General features: G+C 33.7%; 11 protein-coding genes and 1 pseudogene. 10 read left to right on the forward strand and 2 right to left on the reverse strand.

The window, feature by feature from the left end:
• Positions 1–6: 6 nt before the first annotated feature.
• On the reverse strand, positions 7–570 hold the full coding sequence (locus tag KTI79_RS11680; RefSeq protein WP_086376037.1) for a CC0125/CC1285 family lipoprotein: 564 nt from the start codon (positions 568–570) through the stop codon (positions 7–9).
• A gap of 60 nt (positions 571–630) precedes the next feature.
• Positions 631–1,170, reverse strand: coding sequence for a DUF924 family protein (locus KTI79_RS11685; RefSeq protein WP_002121850.1), 540 nt, complete (start codon positions 1,168–1,170; stop codon positions 631–633).
• Between the two features lie 168 nt (positions 1,171–1,338).
• On the opposite strand from KTI79_RS11685, the gene gshA reads away from it, so the two are divergent.
• The 10 genes and pseudogenes from gshA to KTI79_RS11735 all read left to right on the forward strand — a co-directional run bounded on the left by gshA (position 1,339) and on the right by KTI79_RS11735 (position 13,485).
• Complete coding sequence (gene gshA / locus KTI79_RS11690; RefSeq protein WP_086376038.1) at positions 1,339–2,916, forward strand: glutamate--cysteine ligase; 1,578 nt, start codon at positions 1,339–1,341, stop codon at positions 2,914–2,916.
• A 16-nt stretch (positions 2,917–2,932) separates the two neighbouring features.
• A complete protein-coding gene (locus KTI79_RS11695; protein ID WP_086265695.1) occupies positions 2,933–3,454 on the forward strand; it encodes a disulfide bond formation protein B in 522 nt (173 codons plus the stop codon).
• Between the two features lie 156 nt (positions 3,455–3,610).
• Positions 3,611–6,937, forward strand: a complete 3,327-nt coding sequence (locus tag KTI79_RS11700) for a type VI secretion system Vgr family protein (protein WP_086376039.1) — start codon at positions 3,611–3,613, stop codon at positions 6,935–6,937.
• A 2-nt stretch (positions 6,938–6,939) separates the two neighbouring features.
• Positions 6,940–9,096: a LysM peptidoglycan-binding domain-containing protein gene (locus KTI79_RS11705; RefSeq protein ID WP_086376040.1), complete on the forward strand. Its 2,157-nt coding sequence runs from the start codon at positions 6,940–6,942 to the stop codon at positions 9,094–9,096.
• A gap of 12 nt (positions 9,097–9,108) precedes the next feature.
• A complete protein-coding gene (locus KTI79_RS11710; protein WP_086376041.1) occupies positions 9,109–9,486 on the forward strand; it encodes a lysozyme inhibitor LprI family protein in 378 nt (125 codons plus the stop codon).
• A 446-nt stretch (positions 9,487–9,932) separates the two neighbouring features.
• Entirely contained in the window at positions 9,933–10,100 is a 168-nt protein-coding gene (locus KTI79_RS11715; protein ID WP_171304910.1) for a hypothetical protein, read from the forward strand.
• A 60-nt stretch (positions 10,101–10,160) separates the two neighbouring features.
• A complete protein-coding gene (locus tag KTI79_RS11720; RefSeq protein WP_086376042.1) occupies positions 10,161–10,640 on the forward strand; it encodes a hypothetical protein in 480 nt (159 codons plus the stop codon).
• A gap of 955 nt (positions 10,641–11,595) precedes the next feature.
• Positions 11,596–11,955: pseudogene (locus KTI79_RS19190) on the forward strand (hypothetical protein); the annotation flags it as partial.
• 178 nt (positions 11,956–12,133) lie between these two features.
• Positions 12,134–12,595, forward strand: a complete 462-nt coding sequence (locus tag KTI79_RS11730; protein ID WP_086376043.1) for a hypothetical protein — start codon at positions 12,134–12,136, stop codon at positions 12,593–12,595.
• A gap of 149 nt (positions 12,596–12,744) precedes the next feature.
• Positions 12,745–13,485 carry a lysozyme inhibitor LprI family protein gene (locus tag KTI79_RS11735; protein ID WP_086376044.1) on the forward strand — a complete coding sequence of 247 codons (741 nt, stop codon included), beginning with the start codon at positions 12,745–12,747 and terminating at the stop codon, positions 13,483–13,485.
• Positions 13,486–13,558 lie beyond the last annotated feature (73 nt).

Below are 13,558 nucleotides of genomic sequence, written 5' to 3' on the forward strand. Positions count from 1 at the left end.
TCCTATTCATTTTTGTTTTACTGGAGGCTCGGGCGGTGGCAACAGCTCTCCTGTCGGACTCAATCCATATTTTTGTCCGAGTGATTTCAAGATCAAGCTTGCATCAAAAGCGTCTTGAGGAGCCTGCTTTTGATCCCGATAACATTCAATAGTATACGATACTTGAACAGGGTCGATATTGACCACTTGTGGGAAATCATAGAACGGATCATGCCAGAAACCCGGATAGCGACGACCATAGCCATAAGGATAAAAGCTCGGCGCAGATGGATAAACCACAGCCTGACGTGGTGGTTTCTGACTTTGGTTACTTGGGTCATTCAGTACTTTAAAAAAGCGGAAACCTTTTTGGACGGTCGTTTGTGCTGATTTTACCAAAGTGATTTCTTCAGCTGCACCGTAACTCATATTCGGATCGGCTTGGAAACTAATACGAAACGTTTGCGCATTTAAAGGGTATGCGGAAAACTGGCCAAGTTGATCAAAGGTTTTTGGTTTACTTGGAGTCGTCGCACAAGCAGTTAAAGTTAAGGCAGCGCCTAATGCTAAACAAAGAGAGAGATATTTCATGGTGAACTCCCAGCTGAGCATTAAAACAAAGATGACTCAGCATTAAAAAATTAAGAAGCTTTAAAAACTACTGTTCGGTTCTAATAAAAATTCGGTTTCCTCTGGAGTAGAAACACGTCCAAGAATGGTATTGCGATGAGGATAGCGTCCAAAGCGATCAATAATGACTTTATGCTTTTTTTCAAAGCTTAAGTTAATTTCATTGCCAAGACGTTGAAATAGTTTCAAGGCAAATTCATGGATCAATTTTGATTCACTATGCATAAACGGCATATATAAAAAAGAGCGTTGCTCTGGATTAAGCTGTGCATCGAGTTGCAAACTAATTGCTTCTTGTGCCAAAGCTAATGCCAAGCTGTCATAGGCAAAAGATTGGGGCTGATCACGATAGATGTTGCGAGAAAACTGGTCTAGTACAATAATCTCTGCCAAACGACCTTCTGCTGTTTTTCGCCAAGACCAGAGTTCTGCTTGAGTTGCCTGTCGATGAACATCAGAAAAATTTTCACGGATTTTTTTGTCAAAATCATCACTTTTTGCAAACCAAAGTGAACGGTGTTCAGGAGAAAACCAGAAGTTTAAAATGTCTTGTTCGTTCATGATATTGACAACTCTTTAGCAATTATTCTTCAATAAAATCACAATTCTTTCGTGTCTTAAATAACAAGATTGTGATAAAAATTGCCAAACTGGAATGATGTGATTATATAAGTAACCGTATCATCTCACGATTTTGTATATAGTGATCTTTAATAAGCGAGCAAATGCATGAGTCAACCCACTACACCATCTCAATCAGTTATTCCTGCTTGGGTGGATTCGTCGCTACTACAAGGCATGTTACGTGGAATAGAGCGTGAAAGCCTACGTATGCAAAGTAATGGGTTCTTATCACAAGAGTTACATCCGAAAGCATTAGGTTCAGCTTTAACACATCCAAAAATTACGACTGATTATTCAGAAGCGTTGATGGAGTTTATTACTTCACCTAAGCCAACGATTGAAGAAGCTCTGCATGAGCTCACCGATATTCATGCGGTTGTGCATCGTCATTTAGAAAATGGTGAAAAACTCTGGCCGCTGTCTATGCCATGTATGTTAGACGACAATGAAGAACGCATTCGTCTAGCGCAGTACGGCATCTCTAATATTGGTCGTTTTAAAACACTATATCGCCGTGGGTTAGGAATTCGATATGGTCGCCGTATGCAGACCATTTCAGGCGTGCACTACAATTTATCTTTTCCAGATACACTTTTTGCTGAGCTACAAGCTCATGAAACTGACGAACAATTAAAATCATTAAGTTTGCAGGATTACCGTAGCCATCGTTATTTTGGTCTTATTCGTAATTTTATTCGTTTAACACCATTGGTCATGTTCTTGGTGGGCGCGAGTCCAACAGTATGTCGTTGTTTCTTGACCGGACACAAACATCATTTGTTGCCTTTAATCAAAGGTTCATACTATTTACCGTATGCTACAGCACTCCGTATGGGGCGATTAGGTTATCAAAACTCAGCACAAAAAAGCTTAGGTATTCATTACAACAATTTGTCTGGCTATCTGGATGGTTTACAAAAAGCCGTTCATTCTCCTTACCCACCATTTAGCCGTTTAGGGTTAAATGATGCATCTGGTGAGCCGTTGCAAATTAATGATCATGTTTTGCAGATTGAGAATGAATATTACAGTCTAGTACGTCCAAAACAGGTGCCTCAAGCAGGTGAAACACCGTCTCAAGCTTTAAAAAATCGAGGCGTGGGCTATGTTGAGTTACGTGCTGTAGATGTAAATCCATACTCGGCAATTGGCGTTGATGAAACGACAGCAGGCTTTCTTGAAGTCTTAGCACTTTATTGTTTGTTAAGTGATAGCCCAGACTTGTTATGTTCTGAGCAAGACTTGGTTGAGAAAAACCAGACAGAGGTGGTCAACCGAGGTCGAGCGCCAAACGCAACCATTACAGATTTAACTGGGTCATATCACATCGAAGATTGGGCACGTTTACATATTGCAAAAATGCAAGATTGTGCACAGCTACTCGATCAGACCTATGCAACGGACTTGTATGGTTCAGCTTTGGCGGTCATGCAAGCACGAATTGATGAAGTTGATGAAACTTTATCTGCCCATGTCATTGACGATACGTTAAAGCATGGTGGAACTTGGAGTTTTGGTAGCCACATGGCTCAGTTACATGCTGAAAGTTATGAACAGCATGAGCTTAGTGTGGAAACTTTGAAACATTTTGAACAGTTGGCTGCGCAATCTTTACAGCAGCAAGAAAAACTTGAGCAAGATACCAAGATCAGTTTTGATCAATATCTTGAACAATATCGATAATAAAACGAGGTTTTACATGCGATTAAGTTACCGTTTGGTGAGTGGACTACTTGTTTTAGCAAGTATAGTCGGCATGTCTTTTGCGTTGTATCTGGAACATGTAAAAGGTTTAGAGCCATGTCCGCTCTGTATTTTTCAACGTGTTGGCTTAATGGCGATGGGCCTTGTAGCACTCATAGCCTTTTTGCATAACCCAGTTTCCAATGCGGTTAAACGTTTTTATGCATTTTTAGCAGGCATTGGAATTTTATGGTCAGTGGGTGTGGCAGGACGTCATGTCTGGTTGCAACATTTACCACCAGATCAAGTACCAAGCTGTGGCCCAGGTTTAAATTATTTAATTGATGCCTTACCAATGAAAACGGTTTTACAAGAAGTATTGTCGGGTTCAGGTGAATGTGCAGCAATTGATTGGACTTTTTTAGGTCAATCTTTACCAGTTTGGTCATTGGTCTATTTCCTCTTACTATTACTGGTCTGTTTATGGCAGTTATTCCGTTTTTATCCAGTATTTAAGACAACCAAAAAAAGAGCTTAAAGCTCTATAAAAAAGCCCAACACTATGTTGGGCTTTTTATTGCTTAGGAATAGGTCAAAATATAAGAAAACAAATTAAAAAAAAGAATAATGATGTAGACAGATAGGTCTGTTTTTTATAAAGTGCAGCCGTTTTATATCCTTATGATTATAAAAAATGCTTTTTAATATCTTTAATGTTTTGGAAAAAATAGGGTTAAGTGCGCAGAAACGTGCCGTCCATGTGCAATTTTCTAATGAACTACTCAATAGCCAAGTTTTTTTACAACGTATAGAAGGCCAACATCAGCTAAATGGGGGATTGAAAGCTGAGTTGATCTGCCTTTCAACGAGTGCCCAAATTGCATTGAAGCAGTTTATAGGTGTGCAAGTTGCCGTTGATCAGGTTACTGATTCTGGACAATTATTTCGAACTACTGGAATTGTGACAGAAGCGAGTTATGGGCAGAGTGACGGTGCTTTAACACTTTATAAACTCACCTTAAAAGACGCGACAAACTTATGGCACAAGCGCCGTAATAGTCGTGTTTTTATGAATAAAAGCATTATTGAAGTCACTGAAGTTTTATTTAAAGAATGGCAAGAAAGAAGTCCACTTTTTGCGACAAGTTTAAGTCTCGACCTCAGTGGTTTAAGTCAGAGTTATGATATTCGCCCATTTATCATGCAACACAATGAATCTGATTATGACTTTCTTACACGCTTGTGGCGAAGTGAAGGCGTTAGTTGGCTCATTGATGAAGCAGAGCTTTTTGTTCTTCACTTTACTGCATCTATACAACCTCAAAAACTTAGATTGGTTGATGATAATAGCCAGTATCAAGCTTTAGCACGTCGTAGTATTCGCTATCACAGAAGTAGTGCAACAGAATATCAAGATAGCATTACAGGTTTTGTTGCGGTGCGGACTTTGCAGCCGACTGCTGTACATGTGCAACGTTGGCAACCTGATGCTCTAGCACATGAAGAAGGTGTAGGTTCAGTTATCACTACACACCTCCATTCAGAGCAATTTGATTCAGCGAGTTTGAGTCTTGAACAAGCATGGCATGTTAGTCCTGCTTGGATGCAAGATTTGAAAGGGGAAGATCAGGCCACTGCTTCAAGTAGTAATCAGCTAGAGAAATTAAATCAGCACTTCACTGACATGTATGCGAGTCAGGCCAAATACTTTAAGGCCTATAGTAGTGTCCGTGATAGCCAAGTTGGTTATTGGTTTAACCTACAGGAGCATCCTGAAATTGATCAGCATGAAGGGGCTGATCAAGAGTTCCTGATTATTGCTAAAAATTTCTATAACCAAAATAACTTACCAAAAGATTTACATCAGCAAGTGAGCCAGTTGTTAACCCAAAGTCGTTGGGATAAACATGGTTATGATGATATTGAGCGCCAAGGTAATGAGCTGACCCTAATACGCCGTCAGATCAAGACGGCACCTGAATATAATCCAGAACAGCATCGCCCAATTGCTTACCCGCAAAGAGCCAAAGTCGTGGGGCCAGAGGGAGAGACTATTCATGTTGATGAATGGGGGCGCATTAAGGTGCGTTTTCTATTTACCCGTAGTGATGATCATGGCCATGACGGTGGCGCGGGTAGCAATGACAATGATACCGACTCGGCATGGGTGGATGTACTAACTCCTTGGGCAGGAGAAGGCTATGGTGCACGTTTCTTGCCACGTATTGGAGAAGTGGTTGTCATTGACTTCTTTGATGGCAATATTGACCGTCCATTTGTGACTGGCCGCATCCATGAAGCGCAGCGCTCACCAACCAAGTTCGATGTGAAAGGGCAGCTTCCTGATACTAAAAAACTGAGCGGAATTCGCAGTCAGGAAATCAATGGAAGTGGCTTCAACCAATTACGCTTTGATGACACAACTGGGCAAATCAGTACCCAACTCCAAAGTAGTCATGCAGCAACACAGCTGAATTTGGGTAATTTAAGCCACCCGAAAGAACAAGCGACGAGCCAAGGCCGTGGTGAAGGTTTTGAGCTGCGAACAGATGCTTGGGGAGCTGTGCGTGCGGGTAAAGGCATGCTCATTAGTACCTATGCACAAGAGCAAGCTATTGCAGACCATTTAGAGGCGGCACAAGCACAATCCTTACTTTCACAAGGTTATGAAAGCATGAAAATGCTCAGTGAAGTTGCAGCCAAGCAACAAACTGATGCCTTAAACGTGATTAATCGCTTACCCAAATTCATCCAGTCACTTGAGCTAAAAACTACAGGACAGGCATTAGATAGTACGGTGAACCTATTTAAAGAAGGGATTAATAACGATCCTATTCACGCTTTAAAAGACTGTGGTGGCTTTATTCAAGACATTGGTGCGTTAGGGGGAAATGCAAAAGGCGTTGTAGACGAATTTAATGCTTTCTTTACTGATGCCAAAGATGCGGTAGAAAATTTAAAAGCATTTATTGAAAATGTTGAAGAGCATGGTGCCGACATCGTTAAAGGAAAACTTGCCAGTATTAAAGACCGCATTCATAAAAATCCATTTGAAAGTATTCAAGAGGTTGGAAAAGTCTTGGCAAATGTCGAGACTAAAGACTTTGACATGATGAGTGTATGTGGAACATTTAGTAAAGGCAGTAAATTGGAAGTATCACCTTCTAAAGCATTAAGTTCTTTGCAAGGCTTTATGGAGGGCTATACCCCAGGTTTAGAAAGTAGTTCCGATACTAAACAGCAAGAACAAGGCAAAATTTTTAGACAAGCGCTTATGTTATTAGCATCGCCAAATGGCATTGCTTTGACGACACCTGAAAATATTATTCTGCAAGCTTCGCAAGATATTGCAGAAAGTGCTAGTGGCTCCATTAATTTAAGTGCACAGAAAAATATCATTGGGCATGCGCAAGATAAAATAAGCTTGTTTGCCGCGCAAAAGGGTTTCCGTGCTTATGCAGCAAAAGGAAAGCTCGAACTACAAGCACAAGACGATGCTATTGAAGCAATTGCTAAAAAGGTCATCAAGCTCATTTCTACTGAAGAAAAAATCGAGCTTACCAGTCCAAAAGAAATTGTTTTAACAGCAGGTGGATCTCAGCTCAAAATTAATGCGGATGGCGTATTTTCAACAACAGGTGGCAAGTTTGAAAGTAAAGCTGGGCAGCATTTGTTTACGAGTGGGGCCAAGGTTTCTTATGAGGTTCCTGAGTTGCCGAATACCCCAATTTTTAGTAACCGTTTAGATATTTATGATCTATTTTGGGAAAGTGATTTTAGCAAACTTAGCTATAAAGCGTTCATGCCACAGACAAATTCATTTACTTCAGGAGTTATAGATGAGCATGGACGAACAGGAAAAATCGGTACTCCTGATCCAACAAATGTTCAAGTTTTAATTGGCTCTGATGATGAATGGGGACTTTTAATTGATAGTTTTGATGAAGATGACTCTTTGGAGAATCAGAACGTTAACGGTAATAACGTAGGTTTTGATAATAATGTTGAAGATAGGGGCTGAAAATGAATAAAAAATCATTAGTTACAATACAAATCTTAGATTTATTTGGTAGCCCAATTTCAAAAGCACAATATGAAGTAAAAAATCAGAGAACTGGGCAAGTTATCGCTGCTGGAACAACAAACTCATCTGGATGTATTGTTGAAATCAGCCGAGATAAAGGAACTGCTTTAGATGTATATATTAAAAGTATGTTTAAAGGTTCAATGGTTAAAGTACAAAGTTTTGTAATGTCTAAAGACCGAATGGTCGTAAAAATTACAAGTCCTAAAGTCCTTTTAGATTTAAAAACATTAACAAATCAAGGTAATAATGGGCAATATAAAAGAAAAACACATATTGTTAAAAAGGGTGATACGCTTTTTGAAATAGCACAAAAAAATCATACGACCGTTCGAGCACTAGAACGTTTAAATAAAATAGACGATCCAAATAAGATTAGTATTGGACAAGTTATTAAATTACCAGTTCATATTCCTGCTTCTGGAAATCATTCACACCAAGACAAACCTAAGCACAAGCACTCAGCTCAATCTACAAATAAACCTACTGCGAGCATTACAAAAACTACCCCAGCTCCAGCAGCAAAAAGGCCAGCTAATCCTGCTTCTCAAACAAAACAAGAAAATCGGCTTCCAGAAAAAGCACATCAACTTTATGAAGATACTAAAAAAGCATTGAATGAAGCTGCAAGTTCAGTTTCTAAAATTTTGACTATTGATGATCGTAGTCAAGATGGAGGTACTCCTAAAGCAAATACTACAAATATTTGTAAAACCAATCCTCAATGTATTTCCAGTGGTAAAAGTGAGTTAATCAGAGAAGTTAATATTCGCTTAGCAGGTTTTGGTGGAGCATTACCAACAGATGAATTTACAGAACTGACTGCAACATGTATTAAACAATTCCAACGGGATTATATGGGGGTTCCAGATACTGGGAAGATTTGTGGTTCTGTTTTAGCTGCTTTAGATCAATTTTATGATGAATACCCCATTTCTAGTTTCATGGGAAAAGCTGCATGTAATTGTGGTAAGTGTTCTGGTTTTGGAAATGGAAAGATGGGAGTGCGATCAGGTATAAATACTGCTAATGAATATCCGGGTATTCATAGGTCTTTAATTTGGATACTAAAAACCTTAAATTTTTATTTAAAAAATGAGTTTAAAGATAAGAAAATTAATGTGGCATATATAGAATCTGGTTATAGATGCATTGAAAATAATAAGAAACATGAGAGAACATCTGTAAACCATATGGGGCTAGCTCTGGATATACATTTTCATAAAAATGGAGTTAGGACACGAGAATTAAGTGATATAGAATTTATTCGAAAAAATGTTATGGCAAAAAAAATGGGAGCATCTGAACAAAGAATCAGAGATAAAATTTATTTAGAACCTAAAGTCTTTAGAAGTGGAGAGGCTGGTGCAAAAACATGGGTACATTTTGATGTTACAGCGTTTTCAAACAAATACCTTAACAATAATTTGTTCAAACAAAAAGTAGAGTCTCTTAATGGTGTTAAGCTCTTAACTTTAATAAAAGAAAATTCTTTAAATTCTATATTAAATTGCTCAGGTCAAATTCCTACGAATAATAAACCTTCTGTAGAGACCACAGGAACTGTTTTGGAATTAACAAAGCAGGATTTAGATGACTTATTAAAAGCTGCAGCTACAGAAGTACATATATTCAAAAATAATGAAGATATGACGTACCAGCAAATGGGCGGAGTTGTTGAAACTATGTTAAATAGAAGAATGACTGGTAGAAATAAATGGTCTACTATCAGAAAAGTTTTAAATGAACAATGGGCTTTCTCTGATATTAACTCCACTCGTCCTACAGCTTATGGTAGTGTACAAAATGTACCTTGGTCTAGAGTAACGGATGCTCATAGAAAAGCTTTTAATAAATATATTAATGACAGAGTTAATGGCAAACCTTCTATTATTGGTAGTGAATTAAATTACGCAAATCCTACCCAATTACAAGAAGCTAGCCAAAGTACTAAAAAATGGGTTGCAGATGTAGTAAATCAAGCAAAAAAAACAGGTTATATCTTTGGTAGAGGTGATTTCATACATTATCATGGTACAACATCAGATATGAAGCCGCATAAACCTGCTTCATTTAAAATTAAGATTGTAAACTAAGAGTCAAAAGAGATGAAAAAACAAAGTTTAATAATTACTTCTGTTATTACTATGATTTGCGGATGTAGTGTAATAGCCAAACCCGTATCTACGTGTAAAACAGACTTTGATAATCTAAGTTGTATTAGAAGTGCATCAAGTTCAACTAATTCTGAAATGAAAAGAATACTAGAAAATTTATATAAGTCAGTAGATAATGTTAATGAATTAAAAGCTTCACAAATAAAATGGGCACAATATAAAAATACATATTGCAAAGAATTTATGGGAAAAGAAGCAGCTAATGCTCAAGGCGATGGAGCAGAGACAGTTATAGAATCTTGTTTACTAAACAGTGATAAAAGTAGATTGTTAGAATTGAAATCTTTAAATAAAATGTATTCAAATTGATGTATTCTTATAAAAGTTTGAAACTATAATCCAAGTTTAGATGAGTACATAATAAAATATACTAATAATATCTTATTGAAGTTATTTTAATTAGTAGATTTTTTGTGTACTATCATTAATTATAAATTATAGCTAAAATATATGACTAAAGATAATTGTTTTTAAAGATAAAGTAAAAAAGTATTTTTGAAATCTAGCAATTAAGTAGTAGATCTTCTTTTAATTTATAAAAATTAATATAAAGGTATTTGATATTTTTAAAGCTAATATGATTAAAACTAAATTAAGAGTATGGGAGATAGTGTGGAGTATTTATGAATACTGATATTGATTTTCTAAAATTACTAGACCAAAGATTCTGAATTAATATATTAGCTTTGAAAATATATGTCACATGTAAGAAAAAATTAAAAATTTTGTTAATGGTTATTTTATAGAGTGGATTAATGGAAAAATCAATTATTGGAGAGAATTTAAAATATACAAATAAATATTATTCAGATGAAAAGAATAGAAAAGCTTGGGTAGATAAATTTCATAACGAGGCAGTGAAAAATGGTATGATACTTGATACAGGTAAAGCTATACATGCCACGAAATGGTTTGAGAGTTAAGAGATAAAATGCCCAAACCGTTTAAAATTGTTCTACCTAATGGTTTTAAAGGAATTTAATATGTTCAAAAAGTATGTGTTTTATACAGGTTGGTTATTAGCAACCTTGAGTTTAAGTGTATCAGCATGTGCAGACAATTCAAAAGTTAAGAAAAGTGATAAAAATATTCATGGTTTAGAATTAACATATTTACCATATAACTCCAATGATCATCTCAAATGCATCATGACAAATGAAGCAAATAGTTGTTCTAAAGTTAACTTAGTAAAATCATCTAATTTAACTAAATACTATTCGTTTATTTCACCAGCATATGGAGATAGCGTTGTATTACCTGAAACAGATGATAGTAAACAAATAATTGTTTCTCCTTTTGAAGACAATGAATATGAAGGCCCCCAGTTAGAAATTTCTATTATTAATGCTTTTGGTGTGGTGGAACGAAAAACTATATCTGCAAACAAAAATGTAGTAATCGATAAAAACTATAATTTAATTTATAAAGATGGTAATAAAGAAAAAATATTAAGATTAAAGTAAAAATCAATATAAAATATAAATTTCACAAACAAGTGATTGATAAAAACAGTAACTTTTTACTGTTTTTATTATTTTATATTTTTTTTGAATTTGAAAAATTTGGTGTTTAGCCTTCTCCTAAAATAAAATTAATCATAAAGATGGTTTAATGAACTTTTAAAATTAAAATAATTTAAAAGATAAATTATAGAATTTTATCTATTTAATGTTGAGAGGCTAACTATTTTGACTCTTAAATTTTGTAGATTTATTATTAGTTTGACTGTCTTTGTAAAGCAATTTAAATGTTGAATTGAAATATAAAAGGTGTCAATAGATTAAAAATTATTAAAAAGAATGGTGGGTTTCTTTCAGATGGAACAAAATATTTTTATAAAAGTAAGGCCAATCATGAAAATATGGGTTATATAAAAATGGTTAAAGAAATTTTGAAATACCATTAGCAATATCAAAAGTTAGATGGACAGTGAAAAGACTAATATACGTATTATTATCTGCAATAGGCCTTACAGTAGGTTGTAATGCTAAATCAGTAGAGCCAAAAAACCTAAAGACTATTAAAGTTGAGCCTTGTGATTTGATTATGATGTAGATAAATATTATTGTAAAAAAGATAAACTAAAAATTTTTGAAAATAATATTGGTATGCAGCCAGATTTTAACAAAGATTATTTTGTAATAAAGATTGAGGATGGTAAATATTATAGATTGGCTGTATTAAACCAAAAAAATATGTGGTTTATCCTCTAAATTATCAAATAAGTAAAAATAAATCTAACTTTAATTATTCTGTTGAAAAAATGAATTGTGTATAGCTGGAGATTTATACTCTTATAGAGATACATATTTAAATTCAAAAGCATGTTTTAAAATTATTGATGATGCTTTTGTGAAGGTTAGTGTTGTAGAAAATATAAATCAAAAAATTAATAATAAGTCACTAGTTTATTTAAAAACTCAAATTTCTTCAGATTTTTTCTCCAAATGTAACGAGAAAAAATCAGCTAAGAAATGCACGCAACTTGAGAATTCTAATAATCGGGCTTATTCTTTATCTGAATTAAGAAAAATATCTCCTGATTTTATAAATATATTTAATGACACAAAAATAAAATCATTGAACGTAAATACATTTAGGTTCCTTCCTCAACTAACAGATAGTTTTTATTCTATTGCTGAGAAATATATAGATACAGATGAAAGTTCTAGTTCCGAATTTTATTTAATCAAAATAAAGCCTGATTTAAAAGTCGAGAAAATAGGAGATTATTACTCAATTGATAGTTCAGGAGTGATAACTTATAAAGATGAAAATTTTGAGAATATTAGTAATATTTTTTTGTTACACAAATGTCAAAGTATTTTTCACAAGGAAGATATTCAAAGAGTAAATATTCCCCCTATTAGTTTCAAAAATGTAAATAAAAAATAAAATTGTTGCGATATTTTTATAATTTTTCTTGTAAAATACGATATCAGCTTAGGTATAATTTATGAAATACAAATTATTTACATTTATTTTTCTATCCTTTTTCTTTAGTGTTACAAATGCAAGTAATGATGAGAAATGTTTTGAAGACTCAAAAAGTTTAATCACAGACTTATATAAAAACTATCCTGTGGATGGAAATAAAATTATTGAGAGTGCTGATAGAAAAACTATTTCTAGGTTTTTTTCTAATCAGTTAACAAATATGTTAGTAAAAGATTATGCTTGTAGAAGTAATTTAAATGGTGTATGTAATATGAATTTTAATATTTTAAGTAATGCACAAGATGATATAGGTAAATTTAGTATACTACAAGCTACAGATAATATTGTTACTGTTAAATTTAATACGCCTACACATGGTGAGTTTATTGATTTTTTGATAGAAAATAAAGGAAAATGTAAGCTTATTAAGAATATAAAATACGATAATAATACTAATTTGATTAAGATTTTGCAGCAATAATATTTATTTCTATTTAGTAAGTATACTAGTGTAATATATAAATTATGGTTGGGTAAAACAAGAAACTTTAATATATTAGTGATATTGTTGTAAATTTTTTATAAAATAGTAACTTGTCTGAATTTTGATTTTTATTGAAGGTACATATAGTGAGAAATAGTTTCACTAAGTTTTCTAATATTTTATTAGTTTCTAGTTTGAGTATCTATTCAAATGCTGCAGATTATAAGCCACAACAGTTAGATGAGAAAACAGTATATAAAAATAGTGAGCATGATCTGAATAATACATATTCTGATATAAAAAGCTATATTAGTGATAATAAAAACGAAGTTAAGTATCTTGTTGATACTCAATGTTCTTGGTTGAGAAATAGAAATTTAAAATGTAATTTTAATGGGAAAGAAGCAAATAATGAAAATTATAAATGTCTGAGTGATTTTAATAACTCTAAAATTAAAGATTTAAGAATATCATACCTGGACTTTGATAGTTTAGAAGGGAACTTAATAAAGCCATTTAATTATAAAGATGGTGTTATAAAAGAATTAGAAGTAGGCGGGTGTTATTGTAGTGAAAGTACAATTAAGATTTTAAAAAATAAGATTTATATATATCAAGCTTGTGATCAAAAATTAAATGAACCACGTATATATAATATTGTTGGTAAGAAAAAAGATGAATTTTCTGTAGAGTATCAAATTGATACCAATAATAATAAAGTCCCAGAGTTTAATTTGGTGTTTGTAACTAATGGAAAAAATGTTTGGAATATTGTTCCTAAGGTTTTTAGAAAAGAAGACTTATTAAATTTAAATTTTAAAATTGGCTATACAACTGATGCGAATTTAAAAAATAAGAAAATTGATTGTAATGATTATGAGGAATAATTATAAATTATTAGAGCTTTGATTGTATTTGATAATAGTAATATTATCTAAAAAATAATATTACTATTTTACT

Source organism: Acinetobacter sp. WU_MDCI_Abxd143 (genome assembly GCF_025514195.1).
Lineage (GTDB): Bacteria > Pseudomonadota > Gammaproteobacteria > Pseudomonadales > Moraxellaceae > Acinetobacter > Acinetobacter pittii_H.

What these genes read in the sequence shown, in the direction of transcription:
- gshA (WP_086376038.1), top strand. Translation starts at nt 1,339, where the DNA reads ATGAGTCAACCCACTACACCATCTCAATCAGTTATTCCTGCTTGGGTG.
- KTI79_RS11705 (WP_086376040.1), top strand. Translation starts at nt 6,940, where the DNA reads ATGAATAAAAAATCATTAGTTACAATACAAATCTTAGATTTATTTGGT.
- KTI79_RS11680 (WP_086376037.1), bottom strand. Translation starts at nt 570, where the DNA reads ATGAAATATCTCTCTCTTTGTTTAGCATTAGGCGCTGCCTTAACTTTA.
- KTI79_RS11730 (WP_086376043.1), top strand. Translation starts at nt 12,134, where the DNA reads ATGAAATACAAATTATTTACATTTATTTTTCTATCCTTTTTCTTTAGT.
- KTI79_RS11720 (WP_086376042.1), top strand. Translation starts at nt 10,161, where the DNA reads ATGTTCAAAAAGTATGTGTTTTATACAGGTTGGTTATTAGCAACCTTG.
- KTI79_RS11685 (WP_002121850.1), bottom strand. Translation starts at nt 1,170, where the DNA reads ATGAACGAACAAGACATTTTAAACTTCTGGTTTTCTCCTGAACACCGT.
- KTI79_RS11700 (WP_086376039.1), top strand. Translation starts at nt 3,611, where the DNA reads ATGCTTTTTAATATCTTTAATGTTTTGGAAAAAATAGGGTTAAGTGCG.
- KTI79_RS11695 (WP_086265695.1), top strand. Translation starts at nt 2,933, where the DNA reads ATGCGATTAAGTTACCGTTTGGTGAGTGGACTACTTGTTTTAGCAAGT.
- KTI79_RS11715 (WP_171304910.1), top strand. Translation starts at nt 9,933, where the DNA reads ATGGAAAAATCAATTATTGGAGAGAATTTAAAATATACAAATAAATAT.
- KTI79_RS11710 (WP_086376041.1), top strand. Translation starts at nt 9,109, where the DNA reads ATGAAAAAACAAAGTTTAATAATTACTTCTGTTATTACTATGATTTGC.